The following is a 19,874-nucleotide window of genomic DNA, read 5'->3' on the forward strand; positions in this document are numbered from 1 at the left end:
ACAGGCTGGCGTGTCCGATGCGCCAACCTTGACTATCCTGCGGGATAGCTAAGTAACCCCGGCCCTGCCATTCAGATCTGGCAGGGCTTTTTTATGGAGACGCATGATGGACAATATCAAATTCAGAGAGGCGGTACTGGCTGACGCCCGGACATTGGCCGAAATGCACTTGGCCAGCTGGCGCCATTGTTATGGCCATTTGCTTTGCAAGCAGTGGCTGGATAGCCCGGCCGCGCAGACGGAAAGAATCCAGTACTGGGAGCATGCATTGCGGACGGGTAAGAAACGGATCGAGCTTGCCATGTGTGGCGACCGGCCGATCGCACTGAGCGAGGCAGACCGCGTCCCGGATGCTGATGGCGAGGCCTTTCTCGACAACCTGCATGTGCTGCCGGGTTGGCAAGGGCAGGGTCTGGGACAGGCCCTGCTGGTACGCCTGCTGGATGCCCTGCACGGCAAGACCGGTGCCCGGACGCTGGCCTTGACTGTGGTGGAGGACAATCAGCCGGCACGGGGGTTCTACCGGGCAAAAGGCGGGCATGAAAAAGCTGAAGGCGTACACCGCTATGGAGATGGCAGTGTATTGACTTTGCTACGGGTGGAGTGGCGCGATCTGCCTGTGTTACGTGCGGATTTGGCACGCGCTGCAGCCTGAAACCTATCCGCCACCCATGGGCGGCGGATGATCAGAACAGACGGCTGGTGCCGCGCGGGATCAGGTCGAAGCCGACGTCGACGGCGTGGTCCGGCCACTCGTCCTGAGTCGCCTCGCAGCGCTCGATCAGTCCCTGCATCAGCTGGCTGCCGATCTGCCAGCGGTGCGGGCGGATGGTGGTCAGCGGCGGGTTGCTGCATTCCGCGAAGTCTAGGTCGCCGTAGCCGATGACCGACAGGCGCTCCGGCACGCGGATGCCGCGGCGTTGCGCCTCGAACAGGACGCCCAGCGCCAGCCAGTCGTTGGAGCAGATCACGCCGTCGATCGACTTGTTGGCCGCCAAGGCGCTGGCGATCGCCGTACCTGCGCCCTGCACCAGGTGCTCGGTGGTCGGCGGAATATTGATGACCAGGGGCGCGTGCAGGCCGGTGGCCTTGACCGCTTCGACATAAGCGTCCGCGCGCACGCGGGCACGGTGGTCGCAGTCCAGGCGCACCCCCAGGTAGATGACATGCTTGCAGCCACCCTCGTACAGATGTTCGAGGGCGCTCTGGCCAAGGGCCGTGTGGTCGAAACCGACTTGCAGCCCCAGATGCGGCGTGCCCAGTTCCCACATCTGCCCGACCGGGATGCCGGCGGCCTTGAGCATGCCGATGGTGCGTTCGTTCTGGTGGCAACCGGTCAGCACCACCGCGGCCGGGGACCATTCGAGGAAGGCCCTGACCAGCTCTTCCTCGCGTTCGGGGTTGAAGTCGGAATTGCCGAGCAGCAGGTTGTAGCCGGCCTTTTCCGCCACTTCCTGCATGGCCTCGACCGAGCGTGCGAAAAAGCTGTTGGAAATCGTCGGAATGATGACCGCGATGGTACGGCTCTTGGCCGCAGCCAGGCTGCCCGCCATACGGTTGGGGACGTAGTGCAGCCCTTCGATGACCTGCCTGACCTTCTCCCGCAGCTTTTCCGATACCGCATCGGGCTTGCGCAGATAGAGAGACACGGTACTAGGAGAGACATTAGCCTGTTTGGCCACATCCAGCATGGTCGTACGTTGGGTGCCACGCCGGTTGCGTTGGCGTGGCTTATCTTGAGCGTTATCCACAGTCTTCATTTATGTATTACTGATAATAGTGCCGCATTATACCGCTTAAGCTTTCGTGTGCATGCGCCGCTAGCCGCAGACAGGGCAATGGCGCGACTAGCGCGCCATTGCATGGGGTGAGCAGTACCGGTCAGGTACCGGATGCGGTCTTATTGATGCATCAGGCCGGCATCGACTACGAAATTCTGGCCGGTGCAGCCACGGCTCTCGTCGGAGGCGAGGAACAGCGCCATGCGCGCGCAGTCGGACGCATCAAGACGGAACTTCAGCATCTGCTGGTCGATGAACAGCTGGTTGGCCTGTTCGAAGCCTTCTGGATTGCCGGCCCACATCGCATCCTGACGTGCGGTGCGGATGGCGCCCGGTACCAGCGAGTTCACGCGGATGCCCTTCACGCCCAGCTCGCGCGCCATGGTACGGGTCATGCCGTTGATGGCAGCTTTAGGGGTGGTGTAGCACACCATGCCCGGACGGCCGCGCATCCAGGAGATGGAGCCCATATTGATGATGACGCCGCCGCCATTCTTTTCCATGATCGGTACCACGGCCTGCGCAGCGAAGAACTGGTGACGCAGGTTGGTATTGAAGCGTTCGTCCCAGTATTCCGGGGTGACGTCCATCATGTCGTGGCGGTCATCACGCGCGGCATTATTGAACAGTGCATCGATGCGCCCCCATTTGGCCTCTACATTCTTGATGCAGGTGCGCAGCAGTTCGATATCGCGTACATCGCAGAACTGGAAGTAAACATTTTCGGTATTGAGCGAGGCCACCAGCTGTTCGGCCGTCTCGCGGTCGAAGTCGATGAAGGCGACTTTAGCACCTTGCTGCAGGAACGCCTCGACGTAGGCAGCACCAATGCCGGAAGCTGCACCCGAGATAAAGATTACTTTGTCCTTGAGCGAAGAGTACAGGGCCGTTTCGTAGGTTTTCATGTAAGTCTCCCGGCGGAAGCATCCTTCCGCAACATGTGATTGATCGCAATCATAATAGCGCTACGAATGAAGCTTATCAACATTTATGCCGTTAATAGTGATAATAGTCAGAAATATTTTCGCAGCGCTATTGTGACGGGTGATCACGGCGGTTAAACGCACGGTATGTGATAGTAAAGCGCAGCCGGCAGCGGCAAGTTGCAAGCGCTGGAAATGGCCTGCAGCAAAAAATAACCCCCCAGTACGGAGGGGGGGGAAGTGTATCGGAAGCACCCGGCAGGATGCTCCCGATATTGGTGGCGGACCGCTTACTGCTGTGCAATCCCGGCAAACAGTTCTTGCCAGGTGCTATCGGCACGGTAGAACACAGGCGGCTGGCCAACCGGAGCCGGCAGCGTGATTTTCTGGCCACCGGTGATCTTCTGACCGCTCCAGACGTGCACCCAGTCGGTACCTGCCGGCAGGTAGGTCGTCCACTCGGTCGCGCCTTGCTTGTGTACTGGAGCCACCAGCAGATCCGCACCGTACAGGTACTGTTCCTGGTTGGTGTAGGTTTCCGGGTCGTGCTCGAAGTGCAGCATCATGGCGCGCTGAACCGGATAACCCTTGCTCGAAGCTTCTTCCACCAGCGACTTCAGGTAGGGAGCCAAGTGGGTATAGATGCGGGTCATGCGGGCAAAGTGTGCCAGCGTCGCGCCATCCTGGTCGAACTGGAAGTTCTCGCCCGGACGGTTGCCTTCGTGGGTACGCATCACTGGCGTGAATGCCGCCATTTCTACCCAGCGGTCAAACAGTTCCTTGCTGCGACGGTTGTCGAACAGCGAGGTGTAACCGCCGATATCGCTATGGTGGTAGGCGTTACCCAGCATGCCGGAGGACAGAGCGCCGGAGATAACGGTCACCAGACCATCATGACGGCTCCAGTCCACGCTCTGGTCACCGGCCCACAACAGCGGGCAGTAACGCTGGACACCGGTGTAGCCGGCGCGCATGAAGAACAGCGCATCACCGGTCTGGCCGTTGGCTTCAACGGCTTCGGCGTTACACTTGGCCCACAGGGTTGGCCAGGCGTTATGCATCAGCTTGGCATCGACACCATTCGACAGGTAGACGTTCTCGGTCGGCAGGTATTCGCCGAAGTCGGCCATCCAGCCCTTGATGCCCATATCGAGCATGTTTTCACGCAGCACGACATCCTGGAACCACTTGGAAGCATCCGGGTTGGTGAAGTCGACGATACCGCAGTCGAATTCGCCGAAGTCAACCAGGGCGACGTTGCCGTCTTTGTCCAGAGCCAGATAGCCTTTTTCCTTGGCAACCGGGAACAGCTGGCCGTCGTTGCACAGGTAAGGGTTCACATAGCCGAGGAATTCGATACCGCGATCGTTCAGCTCCTTGATCTTGGCCGGCAGGTTAGGGTAACGGTCCTGATGATGCTTCCAGTCCCAGTCCCAGAACAGGCGGGCGCCGAACGAGGTGACGCGCAGACCGCACCAGTCTTCGCTCCATACGCCGGATACCTTGATGCCGTGGTTCAGTGCATTTTCCATGCGGCTGAAGGTGTTCACTTCGCCACCTTTAAGGCCGAGGATGGCACCGTTGTAAACCCACTCAGGCAGCTTAGGCTGGCGGCCGAACTGGGCGGACAGCTTTTCAATCAGATCAAGGTAGCGTGCGCCGGTCTTGATTTGCAGCTCGGCCGGGATGGCCCAAACCTGCAGCTCATGGAAGGCGTCATGGCGGAAATCGAAATCGGCATAGGCCGTGGTTTCGATGTGTGCCGAGTACTTGCGCGACGATACAAAAGTCGGCTGCGGGTAGTTGGTGTGATAGTAGTCGCCACCAGCCTTGCCCATTACATCGGCTTTGAAGGTGATTTCGGTGCTCTTGTCACGGCCAACACCCGGCTCGGAGGTCCACAGCGGGAAGTGGCGGCCGCGCAGGTCGAAGTAGGACATCTGTTCGCCGCAGCCCCAGATGTTTTCCTTCTTCTCGGCTGGCAGGCGGATCCAGCAGCGGTTCAGTTCAGCATCGTGCGCTTCGAAGACGAATTTGAAATCATCGCCATCGATATGCAGGGTCGCGGTCAGCAGGACCGGCTGGCCTTCGGCGGCGGACAGATGGATCTGCTGGCCTTCGATACGGGCAAAGGTCAGGGCGATACGCGACTCGAGGTAATCTTCGATCTCGAAGTTGCCGCGGTAGATTTCCATCTTTTCCTGGCCTGCGCCAACAAAGAAGGCCGGAGCCGCTGCAGTGTGGCTAAACAGCAGCGCGTCGTTGTGGCGGATTTCAAAGCCGCCATCAATGGTGATCAGTTGCATTTTCAAACCTTAAATGAAAAGGGCCGCCAGGCAGCCCGAATGGGAATCAGTGTGCGCGCAGCTTGACTGCCTTGATGGATGCGCAGAAATCTTCGCGACCCATGCTGTTTTCAATGGCGAAGTTGTAGACGCTCTGGCAGTTGAGCACGCCCGGCAGCTTGAGGCCTTTAGGCTCGGCCATGCGCACCATGCAGTCGATGTCCTTGCCCATGTTTTCCAGCGAGAAGGCGGTGGTGTAATCCTCGGCCTTGAGCGCGTTCAGCTTGCTGGTCAGGTAGAAGTTGCTGGCGCCGCCGTAGGACACGGCGGTGGCGAAGTCGGCGGTGGAAATGTCGAACTCGTGGGCAACGGTCAGCATTTCATTGACGCCGTTCTGGATCTCGGCAACCAGTACATTGTGTGCCAGCTTCATCACCAGACCACGGCCGTTGGTGCCCAGATGGATGATGTTGCAGCCCATGCAGGCGAGGATGGCCTGAACCTGCTCGAAAGCGGCTTTATCACCACCTACATAGATGCCCAGCGTGCCATCCTTGGCCGCCGGTACGCTCTTGACCACCGGTGCGTCCAGCATGATGGCGCCGGTTTTGGCCGCCTGCTCGGAAAGCTCGACCGACACCGCTACATCGATAGTCGACATGTCGATCAGGATCTGGCCTGCGCGGGCAACCGGCAGCAGTTCGCGGTAGACCGCCTGCACGTGTTCCGATTTAGGCACCATCGAGATCACCACGTCGCAGCTTTCGCCCACTTCGCGGATGGAGGCTGCAGCGGTCGCGCCGGCAGCGGTCAGGACGGCTACTTTGGCCGGATCAAGGTCGAATACGGACACCGGGTGGCCGGATTTTTTCACCAGATTAAGGCTCATCGCCTCGCCCATCAGTCCCAGACCAATAAAACCTATTTTCATTTGTTTGCTCCTCTAAATTAAATTCTCTGCGGTGGCACCTTGGCGCCACCTAAATCCATCAGCCGCGGTACAGCGGCTCGGGCCGGCCGGCAACATTCACGCGCACGGCAAAGACATTGCCGGACAGCGGGTATTCGGCCAGTTCTTCCGCGCTGCGGTTTTCACGGCTGGAGGTGATGTAAAGCGTCTTGAGATCGGGGCCGCCGAAAGCAACCATGGTTGGCCAGCGCACCGGCAGCTTGATTTCGTCTACCGTCTCGCCGGTTTCCGGGTGGATGCGCAGTACGCGGCCGCCGTCGAACATCGCAGTCCAGTAGTAGCCTTCGCTGTCGAAAGCCGCGCCATCGGGACGGCCGCCGTTGCCGCGCTCGAATTCGCGCAAGACTTCGCGCTCGCCGATATTGCCGTCGGCATCGACCGGGTAGCGGTACAGCACATGGTTAGGCGTATCGGTGTGGAACATCCACTTGCCGTCCGGGCTGAAGCCCAGACCATTGGAGACCAGTACATCGCCGGCCATCACTTCGCATTCGCCGCTCGGTTTCACGCGTACCAGCTTGCCGCCCTTGTGGTCGCGCGGCTCCCAGATGGTGCCGGCCCAGAAGTTGCCATGCAGGTCGACGTGACCGTCGTTAAAGCGGCTCTTGTCATGGTCGGTCGGGTTGTCGCCCACCTGCTTTTCGATATGGCCCTCGGCATCGGTCAGGAAAATGCCGTTGCGCAGCGCCACGATAAAACCGCCGTTTTCGCGCAGGCCGAAGCAACCGATATGCGCCGGCATCGGATAAACCCGGTTCTCGCCGGTGGCCGGATCGAAGCGGTTAAGTGCCGGTGCGAGGATGTCCACCCAGTAGAACGCCTGTTCGCGCTCGGACCAGATGGCGCACTCGCCCAGATGGGCTTGTGCATGGAGTACGGATTCAACCTGATAATTCATGCTGTATTTCTTTCTATAGCCAAACGCATGGTGACTTCGAGCGTCGCGCCTGCGGCGACTTCCTTCATGCCATGGATGGTGGGCGTGCTCAGATTGATGGCATTGTTGGCATGGCTGACCGGCTCAACCGCGAAAAAGTCTGCCGGTGCGGCCGGGGTGAACACCACCAGATGTCCCAGCTCTTCGCTGGCGCTCATGCGGATAGCCATGCCGCTGCCGGACCAGGCAATGCGGGCTTCGCCGTGCCACATGGCGAAGCAGTTATCCAGAGCAGGCCGTCCCAGAGGACGGGCTTGCCGGTAGTTCCATTTTTCCGGGATGGATTCCATCGCCGAAGGCAGGGCCGTTTCGTCCATCATCCATACACTATCGGCACAGAATTCCAGCGTGGCATCCTGCCCGTTCAGCGTGCGCGGAAAGTAGGGATGCCAGCCCAGCCCGACCGGTACCACGCTGTCGGCAAGGTTGTGGTAGGCCAGCGTCACGGTCAGGCTCGTGCCGGTCAGGACAAAAGTCTGTGTCGCATCAAACGCCCAAGGCCAGTCTGCGGCGCCATCCTGTTCGGGACGGTGCGCCAGCGTCATGACGGCGGACGCTTCCGAGGTCTGTTCCAGCTTCCATTCGCGCTGCCAGCCCAAGCCATGCAGTGGATGGGGGTGGTCGCCGAAATTCAGGCGCAGCGACCGGGTCTGGCCGTCAAAGTCGAAACGGCCGTTGGCGATACGGTTGGAGTAGGGCACCAGTGGATAGCTGGCCATGCGGCGTACGCTGGCCTCGCCATTCCATTCACGCAGCAGCGGGATGCCGGCCGCGCTGAAACCCGCCAGTCCGCCGCCAAGCGACGGGCACAAGCAGACTTCAAGGTCGCCATTTTTGAGGTAGGTCAGCGCGGCTGTCATGGGATTAGTACACGCCGCCGGCAGCTTGTTGCTGCTTTTCGCCGCGTACGGCAGCGATCTGCTCTTTGGCTCGGGCCAGCAACATGCTCATGTCGGAACCGATGGCAACAAAGTCGTAGCCCAGTTCGATCGCCCAACGCACCATTTCCGGATTGCCCAGCACGATGCCGCATGGCTTGCCTGCGGCGTGTACTGCGTCTACACCGGCCTTGAGCGCATGACGTACATCGTCGTTGGCGATATTGCCCAGATAGCCCATATTGGCCGACAGGTCGCCCGGGCCGATAAAGACGGCATCCACGCCCTCAACCGCTGCGATGGAAGGAATGTTGGCCATGGCTTCCGGCGTTTCGATCTGCACGATGCTGCACACGCTGTCGTTGGCGCGCAGCAGGTAATCGCTGATGGCACCGTAGCGGCTGGCACGGTGTACGGCGGCGCAGCCACGGGTGCCGCCATTGCCGTTTTGCGGGTAGCGGGTCGAGGCGATGGCGCTCTTGGCTTCTTCCGCGTTCTGGATGAACGGGAACATCAGCGTGGTTGCACCGCCGTCGAGCAGGCGCTTGACGATGATCGGGTCATTCCATGGCAGGCGTACCACGATCTGGCCACCCTTGGTTGGCGTGCCTTCCAGGGCGCGCATGATGGTGACGGCATCGGCCGAATCGACCGGTACGTGTTCCATGTCGAGTACCAGGAAGTCGAAGCCGGCAAAGCCCATGGCTTCGGATACCTGTGCGCTGTGGGTCATCATCCAGGTGCCCAGCGGAACCGGCTTGCGGCGTGCCTGCATCCATTCTTTAAATGCGTTGTGCGGAAAGTTCATCGTAAGCTCCAGAATTAGAAAATGTCGGGTTCGCGCACGGCGGATGGCGACTGCAGGAAATCGAAGTCGCAGCCTTCGTCGGCTTGGGTCACATGTTGCTGGTACAGCGCGGCAAAGGAGCGGGCGTACTGGTGGTGAACCGGCTTGAATTCGTTGCGGCGGCGTTCCAGCTCTTCGTCGTCGACGATCATGTTCAGCTTGCCTGCAGCGATATCCAGTTCGATCAGGTCACCGGTGCGCACCAGGGCCAGCGGGCCGCCGATGGCGGCTTCCGGGGTCACGTGCAGGATGCAGCTGCCGTAGTGGGTGCCGCTCATGCGGGCATCGGTCATGCGCACCATGTCGCGTACGCCTTTTTCCAGCAGCTTCTTCGGAATAGGCAGGTTGCCCCATTCCGGCATGCCTGGTGCGCCGACCGGGCCTGCATTGCGCAGGATCACCACGGTGTCCTCGGTGACATCCAGATTCGGGTCGTCGATGCGGTTGGACAGCTCCTGATGGCTATCAAAGACTAGCGCCGGGCCTGTGTGCTTGCGGAACTTCGGGTTGGCTGCCGAAGACTTCATCACAGCACCACGCGGCGCGAGGTTGCCGCGCAGTACCGCCAGCGTGGCGCCTTTTTCCAGTGCTACAACCGGATTGTCGAGGCCGCGGATGGTCTCGTCGTCGTAGCAGCTAGCGTCTGCCAGCAATGCCTTGAGCGGCTTGCCGGAAACGCCGGCACAGTCGGTATGCAAAAACTGTTCGATTTTCTTCATCTGCGCCAGCAGGCCGCCGGCGAAGAAGAAGTCTTCCATCAGCTTGTCGCCGGACGGGAACAGGTTGGCCAGCACCGGCACCTTGGTCGCCATTTCGGCCATATCGTCCAGCGTCAGTGCTACACCGGCGCGGCGCGCCATGGCAATCAGGTGGATGGCGGCATTGGTCGAACCGCCCAGTGCCATATAGACCGCGACGCCGTTCAGGAAGTGTTCACGGGTCAGCCACTTGGACGGCTTGAGGTCTTCCCACACCATTTCGACGATGCGGGTACCGCAGGCGGAAGCCATTTGCGGGTGACGGCTATCGGCAGCCGGAATACTGGATGCGCCCGGCAGCATGAAACCGATCGCATCGGCGATCGAAGTCATGGTCGAGGCGGTGCCCATGGTGTTGCAGGTGCCGATCGAGCGTGTCATCGCGCCTTCGAGATCGACCCAGTCGTGTTGGGTGATATTGCCCAGACGCAGCTCGTCCCAGTACTTCTTGGTATGCGTACCGGCACCGGTGGTGGTACCACGCCATTTGCCGTTCGACATCGGGCCGGCCGGGCAGAACAGCATCGGAATGTCCATGCTGATGGCGCCCATCAGCATCGCGGGGGTCGACTTGTCGCAACCGCCCAGCAGTACGGCACCATCAATCGGATGCGAACGCAGCAATTCTTCGGTTTCCATCGCCAGGAAGTTGCGATACAGCATGGTGGTCGGCTTGACCAGCACCTCGCCTACCGACAGCGCCGGCAGTTCGACCGGATAGCCGCCTGCCGCCCATACCGCGCGCTTCACCGCTTCGGCCCGCTCGCGCAGGTGCGAGTGGCAAGGAGACATATCGCTCCAGGTGTTGATGATGCCGATGACCGGCTTGTTCATGAACTCGTCGCGGCGCATGCCCATTTGCTGGGTACGCTGGCGGTGGGCAAAGGCACGAATGCTGTTGGGCGCATACCAGCGTTGGCTGCGCAGTTCGCTCAGGGCTTTCTTTTCCGACATGCTATGGATTCCTCGGTATCTGCTTTCGCAGCGTTGCGATATATTTTTTGGATGGCTCGATAATAGCGCTACGAATATGGCGACGCAAGTGTTACCGTCTGTGCTAAACCGCACTGCCAGCTGCGGCCGGCCGCGCTTGCCGGCGGGCATAACAAGGGGCAGCAGGTCACCTGCTACCCCTGTCATGCACTTTCAGTGCTTCAGGCTTTAGCCATGGCTTACAGCGGAATCTTCACGCCGACACGTACCCAGGTACGGTTCACTTCCTGGCCATTCTTGTCGCCCTTGTCGACGTAGCGGATATCGAAATACGGGGTGAAGTCTTTGCTGACGCTAACGAAACGGGTCTGCAGACCCAGCTCGAACATGTCGTCGCCGGCAAACTGGTTGAAGTCGGGGCCGGACACGCGCTTGGTGTATTCCGGGTTGAGCGAGAAGTGGACGTGGTCGTTGGCCTTCCAGGTTGCCCAGATCGAGTAGTTATGCGCCTTGACCTTTTCGTTCGCGCTATTGGTGTCGATGTGGCCTTGCTGGTAGCGGTAGCGCGGGTTGATCGATAGCGTTTCGCTCAGCTTCCAGCGCAGTTCCACATAAGGACGGGTTTCCGAACCTTCTTTGTTCCAGACATGCGCCACGCCGGGCACCAGCGACAGCTGGTCGTTCAGCTTGTAGTTGTAATAAACCGCTGCTTCGTTGTCGCCGGCGGTGAAGCTGTCGTAGCCTTCGTCAGAGCCGGAGCTCTGGTTTGCCGTCAGCTCCATCCAGCCGCCGATGCCGGAGTCCCACTGATGACCGATCAGCGCGCGCGAAAACCACTTGTCCATCCCGGTATCGTAGCCGGTGCGCAGGTCGAGTTCGGCGGCGCCGGCGCTACCACAAGCGATGGCCAGTAAGGTGGCGATGAGGGTCTTATTCATGCTGCAGTCCTTTTGTCGGTATGTCAGGATGGGTGGCTTAAAAAATAATAGCGCTATTATTGAAGTTTTATAGTAGCGCTGCAAATGCTGCATGCCACATTGCCGGTGTAAACGGCAGGTTTGCTGATCTGGATCAAAAAACGGTAGCGGATTGGATCTTTATTTGAACAACGGAGGGCGGGAAGAATGAGCGGTTTACTGGTCTGGCCATGGGCAAGCGTGATGCAGGGCGCCTTGCTGGCTGCCATTGTTGCCCTAGCAGCCTATTTGCAGTCATTGACGGGTTTTGCATTCGGTCTGGTGCTGCTCGCCTTGTCGACCCAGTTGGGGCTATTGGGCATTGCCGATGCCGCGCAACTGGTGAATAGCCTCACGTTGGCCGGCGCGCTGCTGCTGCTTGGGCGTGGCCGGCTGGCGCCGGACTGGCGCTTATTTGCATGGGGCGTGCTGCCGGCTTTGCCCATGGTGCCGCTGGGCTTGTGGCTGCTGGGCGAATTGTCCGGCGATGCCATCTACTGGCTGGGCAAATTGCTGGGGCTGGTGGTGGTGTTATCCAGCCTGACCATATTGTGGCCGCCGCCACTGGCGGCATGGGCCGGCAAGCGCGGGGTCAAGCTGGCTTGCGGCGCGTTATCCGGCTTGATGGGCGGGCTGTTTGCGGCGGCCGGCCCGCCGCTGGTGCTGCTGTTCTATCAACTGGGCTTGCCTGCGGTGCGCGTGCGCGACACGCTGATGTTGGTCTTTGCCTGTTGCGGCCTGCTACGGTTGCTGGTTTCGGTGCCAAGTGGCGTTTTTAACCCCGGCTTGCTGCTGCCGACCCTGTTTCTGTTGCCGGTTTATTGGGGGGCAAGCCGGCTTGGCCTGCATCGGGGTGCGGCCAGCAAAGGGCCGGGGCTGCGGCGGCTGGTGGCCTTGCTCTTGCTGGGGAGCGGGCTGGCCATGCTGGCGTAAGCCTGCAATCAGGCTTTTCGCTCCAGTAAATCGGCCAGCAGGATATTCAGCGCATCGGAGGAAAGCTTCAGCTCGTAGAGCGACAGCAAAAGCGAGGCCAGCATCAGGCTGATGCTGGTGCTGAAGCTGTAGTAGGCATAGTGCGGCCTCCGCATCAGGATGCTGAACAGGGCCAGTACGCAGCCCAGCAGGGCGGCCATGCAGCAAAGCTGCATGTATTGCGTCAGGCGCAGCCGGCGGCGCAGGCTGCTGATCTGCAGGATGATCTTGCGGTCCCGGGCGCTCTGATATTCTTTGCACAGGTTACGAATGATGCCGGCCAGTGCCAGAAAGCGGTTGGTATAGGCAATCAGCAGCATGCACAAGGCCGGGAACAGGAGGCCCGGTGTGGCTAATTCCATCATTATTTTGGGGGGCTTGAGGTTTGCCGGCAGCCAGAATGTAGCGCAGACAGCATGGGAAAGAATGGAATTGTAGCGCTACGATCAGTCAGGGGAAAGGGGGCGGGCCGCCGAGCCATATGCCGTGGTACTTTTGATGGCTCTGCCTCATCCCCTGCGTTTGCCTGCACTTGATCGCTTTGGCAGTGCCCCTGCCGGCAGGTAAACCCGGTTCCCTCCCCCTATATACCGTAGCTACCCCGCCTTTTGCGACAGGCCCGCGCATCGCCCCGAGTGTGCGGGAGAGGCGGGTTGCAGCCAGCCCGCCAGTAGCCGGGTCACCCACGGAATGACCACACACACCATCAGCGGGGTCAGCAGCAGGGTAGACAGCAGCACCCGCAGCGGCAGCACCAGACTGGCCAGCCAGTCGCCCAGCACGGCATTCACCAGCAGCGACACCGGAAAAAACGCCAGCCATACCGCCACCGCCTGCTTCCAGCGCGGTGGCGGCGAAACGAACCAGCCATCCAGCCCGCTGGCACAGCGCGCATCGCTTTGCTGCACCAGATGGGTGCCGGCCGCCAGCCAGGCATTACGTTCCGGTGCATGCATCCAGTTATCCAGACTGGGAGCATCGGCAAAGCGGAATACGATCTGCCAGGTCTCTTCGCCCGGTGGCGGGGCAAACAGGCCGGCGCCGAGAAAGCCGTCAAAGCCGCCCGCCAGCGCTTCACCGGCCAGCATCCAGCGGGTGAAGTCCTGCTGGTGGGCGGGGGCGATGCGGCGCGATACCAGAAAGGTCAGGGGTTCGCTATGCATGGGGATCTCCTTGCGTATCACATCCGTGCGGCCGGGATGGTGGCCGACGAAGCTACCCCCGGGTGTGGGGGCAATGAATTACGAGCAAGAAAGATGCCATGCGCAAGATCGTGGCGGCTTTGGCCTGGTATCCTGGCATCTACCTGACTTGCTGGAGTTGCTATGCCCCGCCATATGCCGGAAGGCCTGTACGACACACTATTGACCGAATCGCAGGCGCGCAGTCTGGAGGATGGGGGAGCCGTTCATCCTTTGCTGGTCGGCTTGGAGGAGGTCGATAGCCATGAGCGTTTGGCCGAAATGCTGGGGCGGGAGCTGGCCGGCATTCTGCAGACGTTAAAGCCGGAGCAAGAGCACGCAGGCCGCCCTCCTGCCCAACTGGCTTTGATCAATGGCTTGCTACACGATTTGCGCACCCGCTTGCATGCCATAGACAGCAAGGCTGCCAGCCAAGTAGAGGCTTTGGCTTCGCCGCCGCAAGTGCTGCGCGGTTTGTTTCATCGGCCACATGAGCCTGAGTTGCCACAGACGGGCTTGGCGATGCCGTGGCTGTTTACCGCCGGCAAGGCGAGTCCGTCGCTACTGACCGAACTTAGGCGTGAACTGGCTTCGTGTGACCGAGTGGATATTTTGGTGAGTTTCATCACTGTTTCGGGTGTGCGCAAGCTGGCCGACGTGTTGGAGCACATCACCGCGCTGGGGGCAGATGGTGTGGCGCGTACCCGTATCCGGGTGTTGACCACCACTTATATCGGTGCGACCGATGCCGCGGCGCTAGACCAATTGGCGCGCCTGCCCGGTTGCGAGGTTAGGGTGTCGCTAGATGGCCGGCGCACTCGTCTGCATGCCAAGGCATGGATTTTCGAGCGTAAAACGGGTTTTGGTTCGGCCTATGTGGGGAGTGCCAATCTGTCGGGTGCTGCGCTGATGGGGGGCTTGGAGTGGACGGTCAAGTTTACTGAGCGCGGTCAGCGCGCCCTGTTTGGCCGCGCTCGGGCTCACTTTGAGACCCTGTGGGAAGACACTGAATTTCAGCGTTACCACCCGGATGAGGAGGGGCAGCGGGCGGCACTTGATCGCGCTTTGCGCGAGCAGAAGGGCTTGCCGAGTGCGAGCGACAGCAATGTGCTGCCGTTTTTTGATCTGCAGCCCAAGAGTTATCAACAGGAAATGCTGGAGGCGTTGGCCAGCGAGCGTTCACATGGCCGGATACGCAATTTGTTGGTGGCGGCGACAGGCACCGGTAAGACCATGATTGCCGCCTTCGACTATCGCCGCCTATGCCGTGAACTCGGTGGCCGACCTCGCCTGCTGTTTGTTGCGCACCGTATCGAGATTCTGCAGCAGGCCATGCACAGCTTTAGGGCCGTCTTGGGCGATAACGGCTTTGGCGAGGTCTTGAACGCGGATGCGCAGCCGGGCAGTTACGATCATCTGTTTGCCAGCATCCAGACATTGGATCGTCGCGATTTACTTGCCCGTTTCGGTGCCGATTACTGGCATATGGTCATCATCGATGAGTGCCATCATCTGGCTGCGGCACAGTTCGATCGCTTTGCCACTGCAGTCAAGCCTGCCGTCCTGCTGGGGCTGACTGCGACACCGGAGCGTAGCGATGGCTCACCAATTGACGGCTACTTCGATCAGCGGCCCGATGGTAGTCCGGCTGCCGAACTCAGGTTGTGGCATGCGCTGGATTTACAGCTGCTATCCCCGTTCGAGTATTACGCCTGCGACGACGATACTGATCTGAGCCAGATCAGCTGGGGCAAGGCGGGTGAGCGCGAGCAGTTAAGCCAACTGCTGGATGCCAATAGCGCACGTGCGCATCTGGTGTTGCGCGAGTGGCGGCGACTATGTGCTGATCCGGCGCAGAGCAAGGCGCTGGTGTTCTGCGTATCTATTGCTCACGCCCGCTTTATGACCGAGATGCTGAATCGGGCTGGGCTGCCAGCCGTGTGCGTTAGTTCGGAGAGCAGTAAAGAGGATCGTCAGGCGGCACCACGCCAGTTGGCGGCCGGAAAAATTGTCGCCATCGTCACTGTCGATCTGTACAACGAAGGCGTCGATCTACCGATGGTCGACACCTTGTTGCTGTTACGCCCGACACAAAGCCCGGTACTGTTTCAGCAGCAGATAGGCCGTGGACTGCGCTTGTTTGAGGGTAAGGAAAGCTGTCTGATCCTCGACTTTGTCGGCCAGCATCGCGCTGAATTTCGCTTCGACCGACTGCTGGGCAGCCTCACCGGGCTGAACCGGCGCGAATTGCAGGCTGGGACAGAGCAGGGTTTTGACCGCCTACCGTCCGGCTGCCATATCCAGTTGCAGAAAAAAACGCGTGAGCAGGTGCTACGCAACCTCAAAACGTTGATCAACCAGCGCTGGCCACAACTGAGCCGGGAGTTGGCGGCTTATGCCGCGCTCAATCGTGGGCAAATGCTGACGTTAGCGGCCTTCCTGCACGATCAAGTGTTGGAACTGGACGATGTGTATCGTGATGCCAAAGGGCGCAGTGGCTGGACTTGCCTCAAGCGCGCCGCCAGCCTGTTGTCTGAGCCAGCTGGCAGCGAGGAAGACTACTTTGGTAGGCGTTTTGCCGACCTGCTGCATGTAGACGATCCACGTCAGCTTGAATTGATGGCGAATTTGGTGAGCATTGAAGATGCCGCTTCCGCTGAGCAGCGTTTGCGCTTGCAGATGCTGGCCTATCAAGTCGACGGCCAAGGTTCAAGAGTCGGCTCGGGTAAGGATTTTCTTGAACGGCTGGATGGCGCGGCGAGGCAGGAGCTGAGTGAACTGGCGGCATTACTGCAAGCCAGAAGCAATCTGCTGTTTCAGCCGGTACCCGGGCTGGAGGACACGCCACTATGCCTGCATGCCAGCTATGGCAGTCGTGAAATTCTGACAGCCTGCGGGCATTGGGATGAAGTAAGGCGGCCATTTTTTGCCGAAGGGGTGTTGCGTCTGAAGACGATCAAGAAAGAGCTCTTGTTTGTAACGCTGGACAAGAGTGCGGGCTATCACGACGCCATTGCTTACCACGACTATGCAATCAGTCCGCAACGCTTTCACTGGCAGACGCAGAACAGTGCCGGCCCCGATACGCCGGGAGGCCGGCGCTATCTGGAAAGTATTGGCGAGGCGACGAATGGTTGGGCTTTCCAGCTCTTTGTGCGGGAAAACAAGCAAAGCCCGTATCGTGCTTGCGGCGCGGTGACGCTGGAAGAATGGTCGGGTAGCAAGCCGATGAACATCACATGGCGCTTGCAAACACCATTGCCGGCAGCCCTGTTCCGTGCTTTTAACGAAAGCCGTGATGTGTAATGCCCCCGTTGCGAGTTGGCACAGATGGGCTTCGGGTTTTGTGTCCGCTGCGCGGATGCTTTTCATTTGCCGCTTCCGCGCGGCATGCGGGCAGGGGCCGGACGCGCCCGGCCCCTTGCATCCCCGGCGCCCCCGAAGTCTCGCGAAACCCCGGCGCAAAAGGCACTGGCGAGGCGCTGGCCAACTCGCGATTCGCTACCGTCGAATCGCTCAAACAAGGGCCAGCTTAAGACCTCGCCAGTGCCTTTTACACCGGCGCGAGCCTAATGGGGAGGGGTGGCTGACGCATAAATAGCGTGCACAAAACGCCACAGGTTGGCTGGCTAAATGGGAAGTTGACCCGAGCCCGTAGCCGCGAGCCGCGACGAAGGCGGCCGTCAAGGTTTTAAGCCGCCCTTTGTTTGAGCGGTTCGACGGTAGCGAATACCCCGCTGGGCGAATCAAAGATTCGCACGCATGGAGTTTGGCGGCGCCTTGGCGGGCGGCTTTGGTGCGGGGTTTCAAAGCGGCTTCGGGTCGCCTGTTCTTTCGGCCATTTCTTTTGGCGAGACAAAAGAAATGGCCCTGCCCGCCGCGCGGAAGCAGCATCCCAATACCTCCGCGCAGCGGACTCCGCAAAATACGGATCACTGAAACCCGTCCGACAGGGTGTAGATGCAAAAAAGCCAGCCGTTGCCGGCTGGCCTTGGTCTGTCTGACAGGTGCTCGGTGGTGGGTTACGGCCTCTGGCCTAACCCACCCTACACGATCAGATATCGATATTGCGCGCGATCAGTGCATTGCTTTCGATGAAGGCGCGGCGTGGTTCGACGTTGTCGCCCATCAGCGTGGTGAACACATCGTCGGCGCCCATGGCGTCTTCGATGCGGACTTTGAGCAGACGGCGCACGCTTGGGTCCATGGTGGTTTCCCACAGCTGGCCCGGGTTCATTTCGCCCAGCCCCTTATAGCGCTGGATCGCCATGCCCTTGCGCGCTTCGCCCAGCAGCCAGTCCAGTGCTTCTCCGTAGCTTAGGACCGGACGCAGGGTTTCGCCGCGGCGCATGGCGGCGCCTTCGCCGATCAGGCCGCCCAGCATTTCGGCCGTCTTCTTCAGCTCGGCGTAGTCGGCCGACTCGAGGAAGTTCTGGTCGAGTACGGTCACCATCACATTGCCGTGCAGCTTGCGGATCACCTTGATCAGGTAGCCGTCGTTCTTTTCGTCGCGCAGCAGCTCGAGCTCGATCTCTTCGACCGGCAGCAGGGCCTGCAGTGCGGCCAGCGAGGCGAGGGCTTCGTGCTCGTTTTCCAGCCCCAGCGGGCCGGTCTTGAGCATGGCTTCCAGCACCAGATGGTCGATGACGCGGCTTTCGCGCTCGATCACGGCGCGGGCCAGCAGGAACTGGCGGGCGACGATGCCCATGGCTTCGGCCGTCAGCGGCTCGGCGCCGGCGCTCGGGATCAGCTCGGCCTTGTCCAGCGCCAGTTGCAGCAGGTACTGGTCAAGTTCGTATTCGTCCTTGAGGTAGCGCTCCTGCTTGCCGTGCTTGGCCTTGAACAGTGGCGGCTGGGCGATGTAGATATGGCCGCGCTCCACCAACTCAGGCGTCTGGCGATAGAAGAAGGTCAGCAGCAGGGTACGGATGTGCGCACCATCGACGTCGGCGTCGGTCATGATGATGATGCGGTGGTAGCGCAGCTTGTCCGGGTTGTACTCGTCCTTGCCGATGCCGCAACCCAGCGCGGTGATTAGCGTGGCGACTTCCTGACTGGCCAGCATCTTGTCGAAGCGCGCGCGCTCGACGTTGAGGATCTTGCCCTTGAGCGGCAGGATGGCCTGGAATTTGCGGTCGCGGCCTTGCTTGGCGGAGCCGCCGGCGGAGTCACCCTCGACCAGGTACAGTTCGGACAGGGCCGGGTTCTTTTCCTGACAGTCGGCCAGTTTGCCCGGCAGACCGAGGCCGTCCAGCACGCCTTTGCGGCGGGTGATTTCACGCGCCTTGCGCGCGGCGTCACGGGCACGGGCGGCGTCGACGATCTTGCCGCAGATGATCTTGGCGTCGGCCGGGTTTTCCTGCAGGAAGTTGCGCAGCGCTTCGCCGACCACTTCATTGATCACCGGGCCGATTTCGCTGGAGACCAGCTTGTCTTTGGTCTGGCTGGAGAATTTCGGGTCGGGCAGCTTGCACGACAGCACGCAGGTCAGGCCTTCGCGCATATCGTCGCCGGTGGTATCGACCTTGGCCTTTTTGGCGACTTCGTGTTCTTCGATGTACTGGTTCAGCGTACGCGTCATCATCTGGCGCAGGGCGGTGAGGTGGGAGCCACCGTCGCGCTGCGGGATGTTGTTGGTGAAGCACTGTACCGATTCCTGATAGGAGTCGTTCCACTGCATCGCCACATCCACGCTCATGCCGTCCTTTTCGCCGGTGGCGAAGAAGGGCTTGGCATGCATGGCCGCCTTGTTGCGGTTCATATACTGCACGAAGCCGGCCACGCCGCCGGAGAAGGCGAAGTTTTCTTCCTTGCCGCTGCGCTTGTCGATCAGGGTGATCGCGACGCCGTCGTTCAGGAAGGACAGTTCGCGGATGCGCTTGGCCAGAATGTCGAAGTGGAATTCGATCTTGCCGAAGATTTCCGGCGAAGCCATGAAGTGCACTTCGGTACCACGGTGGTTGCTGTGGCCGGTGACGGTCAACGGCTCGACGGCGTCGCCATGGCGAAATTCCATTTCGTGGACTTTACCGTCGCGCCAGATCTTGAGCTTGAGCCAGTCGGACAGGGCATTGACCACCGATACGCCCACGCCGTGCAGGCCGCCGGAGATCTTGTAGCTGTTGCTGTCGAATTTGCCGCCGGCGTGCAGGATGGTCATGATGACTTCTGCGGCGGAGCGGCCTTCTTCCGGGTGGATGTCGGTCGGGATGCCGCGGCCGTTGTCTTCCACCGAGATCGAGTTGTCGGGGTGGATGATGACGCGCACGGTGTCGGCGTGGCCGGCCAGTGCTTCGTCGATGGCGTTATCCAGAACTTCGAACACCATATGGTGCAGGCCGGAGCCGTCCTGGGTGTCGCCGATATACATGCCGGGGCGCTTGCGCACCGCGTCCAGCCCTTTCAGGACCTTGATACTGTCTGCGCCGTATTCCTGTTCGCTCATCTGTTTGT

At 60.4% G+C, this 19,874-nt stretch carries 16 protein-coding genes; 4 read left to right on the forward strand and 12 right to left on the reverse strand.

From position 1 onward, the window contains the following. The first annotated feature begins 103 nt into the window (after nt 1-103). Nucleotides 104-655, forward strand: a complete 552-nt coding sequence (locus M3P88_RS09130; RefSeq protein ID WP_249615735.1) for a GNAT family N-acetyltransferase — start codon at nt 104-106, stop codon at nt 653-655. Between the two features lie 31 nt (nt 656-686). Here M3P88_RS09130 and M3P88_RS09135 read toward each other — a convergent pair whose 3' ends face one another. From M3P88_RS09135 to M3P88_RS09175, 9 genes are all read right to left on the reverse strand, one after another. Next, the gene (locus tag M3P88_RS09135) at nt 687-1,691 is read right to left on the reverse strand and encodes a LacI family DNA-binding transcriptional regulator (protein WP_249615736.1); all 1,005 of its coding nucleotides are present in this window, start codon (nt 1,689-1,691) and stop codon (nt 687-689) included. Nucleotides 1,692-1,900: 209 nt separating this feature from the next. After that, nucleotides 1,901-2,686 (reverse strand): SDR family NAD(P)-dependent oxidoreductase, encoded by a 786-nt coding sequence (locus M3P88_RS09140; protein ID WP_249615737.1) that lies wholly within the window; start codon nt 2,684-2,686, stop codon nt 1,901-1,903. Between the two features lie 308 nt (nt 2,687-2,994). Continuing rightward, nucleotides 2,995-5,010, reverse strand: coding sequence for an alpha-glucosidase (locus tag M3P88_RS09145; RefSeq protein ID WP_249615738.1), 2,016 nt, complete (start codon nt 5,008-5,010; stop codon nt 2,995-2,997). 46 nt (nt 5,011-5,056) lie between these two features. Continuing rightward, complete coding sequence (locus M3P88_RS09150; RefSeq protein ID WP_249615739.1) at nt 5,057-5,920, reverse strand: NAD(P)-dependent oxidoreductase; 864 nt, start codon at nt 5,918-5,920, stop codon at nt 5,057-5,059. A gap of 58 nt (nt 5,921-5,978) precedes the next feature. Beyond that, the gene (locus M3P88_RS09155) at nt 5,979-6,857 is read right to left on the reverse strand and encodes an SMP-30/gluconolactonase/LRE family protein (protein WP_249615740.1); all 879 of its coding nucleotides are present in this window, start codon (nt 6,855-6,857) and stop codon (nt 5,979-5,981) included. After that, the gene (locus M3P88_RS09160) at nt 6,854-7,756 is read right to left on the reverse strand and encodes an aldose 1-epimerase (protein ID WP_249615741.1); all 903 of its coding nucleotides are present in this window, start codon (nt 7,754-7,756) and stop codon (nt 6,854-6,856) included. The genes M3P88_RS09155 and M3P88_RS09160 overlap by 4 nt, the downstream gene beginning before the upstream one ends. A gap of 4 nt (nt 7,757-7,760) precedes the next feature. Further along, the gene (locus tag M3P88_RS09165) at nt 7,761-8,582 is read right to left on the reverse strand and encodes an HpcH/HpaI aldolase family protein (protein WP_249615742.1); all 822 of its coding nucleotides are present in this window, start codon (nt 8,580-8,582) and stop codon (nt 7,761-7,763) included. Between the two features lie 14 nt (nt 8,583-8,596). Next, complete coding sequence (araD, locus tag M3P88_RS09170; RefSeq protein ID WP_249615743.1) at nt 8,597-10,333, reverse strand: L-arabinonate dehydratase; 1,737 nt, start codon at nt 10,331-10,333, stop codon at nt 8,597-8,599. A 218-nt stretch (nt 10,334-10,551) separates the two neighbouring features. Continuing rightward, complete coding sequence (locus M3P88_RS09175) at nt 10,552-11,250, reverse strand: oligogalacturonate-specific porin KdgM family protein (RefSeq protein ID WP_249615744.1); 699 nt, start codon at nt 11,248-11,250, stop codon at nt 10,552-10,554. A gap of 186 nt (nt 11,251-11,436) precedes the next feature. Here M3P88_RS09175 and M3P88_RS09180 point away from each other — a divergent pair, with 186 nt between their 5' ends. Further along, nucleotides 11,437-12,201, forward strand: coding sequence for a TSUP family transporter (locus M3P88_RS09180; RefSeq protein WP_249615745.1), 765 nt, complete (start codon nt 11,437-11,439; stop codon nt 12,199-12,201). An 8-nt stretch (nt 12,202-12,209) separates the two neighbouring features. On the opposite strand, the gene M3P88_RS09185 is transcribed toward M3P88_RS09180, so the two are convergent. Beyond that, a complete protein-coding gene (locus M3P88_RS09185) occupies nt 12,210-12,605 on the reverse strand; it encodes a DUF2721 domain-containing protein (protein ID WP_249615746.1) in 396 nt (131 codons plus the stop codon). 231 nt (nt 12,606-12,836) lie between these two features. After that, nucleotides 12,837-13,403 carry a putative antibiotic biosynthesis monooxygenase gene (locus M3P88_RS09190; RefSeq protein WP_249615747.1) on the reverse strand — a complete coding sequence of 189 codons (567 nt, stop codon included), beginning with the start codon at nt 13,401-13,403 and terminating at the stop codon, nt 12,837-12,839. 162 nt (nt 13,404-13,565) lie between these two features. Here M3P88_RS09190 and M3P88_RS09195 point away from each other — a divergent pair, with 162 nt between their 5' ends. Continuing rightward, the gene (locus M3P88_RS09195) at nt 13,566-16,727 is read left to right on the forward strand and encodes a DEAD/DEAH box helicase (RefSeq protein ID WP_249615748.1); all 3,162 of its coding nucleotides are present in this window, start codon (nt 13,566-13,568) and stop codon (nt 16,725-16,727) included. A 456-nt stretch (nt 16,728-17,183) separates the two neighbouring features. Further along, complete coding sequence (locus M3P88_RS09200) at nt 17,184-17,360, forward strand: hypothetical protein (protein WP_249615749.1); 177 nt, start codon at nt 17,184-17,186, stop codon at nt 17,358-17,360. A 115-nt stretch (nt 17,361-17,475) separates the two neighbouring features. Here M3P88_RS09200 and gyrB read toward each other — a convergent pair whose 3' ends face one another. Further along, the gene (gene gyrB / locus M3P88_RS09205) at nt 17,476-19,866 is read right to left on the reverse strand and encodes a DNA topoisomerase (ATP-hydrolyzing) subunit B (protein WP_249615750.1); all 2,391 of its coding nucleotides are present in this window, start codon (nt 19,864-19,866) and stop codon (nt 17,476-17,478) included. Nucleotides 19,867-19,874: the final 8 nt, after the last annotated feature.

Origin of the sequence: Craterilacuibacter sp. RT1T (assembly GCF_023502145.1) — a bacterium.
Lineage (GTDB): Bacteria > Pseudomonadota > Gammaproteobacteria > Burkholderiales > Chromobacteriaceae > Craterilacuibacter.

Coding starts and splice junctions, on each gene's coding strand:
- M3P88_RS09130 (WP_249615735.1), top strand. CDS start 104: ATGATGGACAATATCAAATTCAGAGAGGCGGTACTGGCTGACGCCCGG.
- M3P88_RS09150 (WP_249615739.1), bottom strand. CDS start 5,920: ATGAAAATAGGTTTTATTGGTCTGGGACTGATGGGCGAGGCGATGAGC.
- M3P88_RS09200 (WP_249615749.1), top strand. CDS start 17,184: ATGGAGTTTGGCGGCGCCTTGGCGGGCGGCTTTGGTGCGGGGTTTCAA.
- M3P88_RS09190 (WP_249615747.1), bottom strand. CDS start 13,403: ATGCATAGCGAACCCCTGACCTTTCTGGTATCGCGCCGCATCGCCCCC.
- M3P88_RS09195 (WP_249615748.1), top strand. CDS start 13,566: ATGCCCCGCCATATGCCGGAAGGCCTGTACGACACACTATTGACCGAA.
- gyrB (WP_249615750.1), bottom strand. CDS start 19,866: ATGAGCGAACAGGAATACGGCGCAGACAGTATCAAGGTCCTGAAAGGG.
- M3P88_RS09175 (WP_249615744.1), bottom strand. CDS start 11,250: ATGAATAAGACCCTCATCGCCACCTTACTGGCCATCGCTTGTGGTAGC.
- M3P88_RS09155 (WP_249615740.1), bottom strand. CDS start 6,857: ATGAATTATCAGGTTGAATCCGTACTCCATGCACAAGCCCATCTGGGC.
- M3P88_RS09180 (WP_249615745.1), top strand. CDS start 11,437: ATGAGCGGTTTACTGGTCTGGCCATGGGCAAGCGTGATGCAGGGCGCC.
- M3P88_RS09135 (WP_249615736.1), bottom strand. CDS start 1,691: ATGCTGGATGTGGCCAAACAGGCTAATGTCTCTCCTAGTACCGTGTCT.
- M3P88_RS09140 (WP_249615737.1), bottom strand. CDS start 2,686: ATGAAAACCTACGAAACGGCCCTGTACTCTTCGCTCAAGGACAAAGTA.
- M3P88_RS09185 (WP_249615746.1), bottom strand. CDS start 12,605: ATGATGGAATTAGCCACACCGGGCCTCCTGTTCCCGGCCTTGTGCATG.
- M3P88_RS09165 (WP_249615742.1), bottom strand. CDS start 8,582: ATGAACTTTCCGCACAACGCATTTAAAGAATGGATGCAGGCACGCCGC.
- M3P88_RS09145 (WP_249615738.1), bottom strand. CDS start 5,010: ATGCAACTGATCACCATTGATGGCGGCTTTGAAATCCGCCACAACGAC.
- M3P88_RS09160 (WP_249615741.1), bottom strand. CDS start 7,756: ATGACAGCCGCGCTGACCTACCTCAAAAATGGCGACCTTGAAGTCTGC.
- araD (WP_249615743.1), bottom strand. CDS start 10,333: ATGTCGGAAAAGAAAGCCCTGAGCGAACTGCGCAGCCAACGCTGGTAT.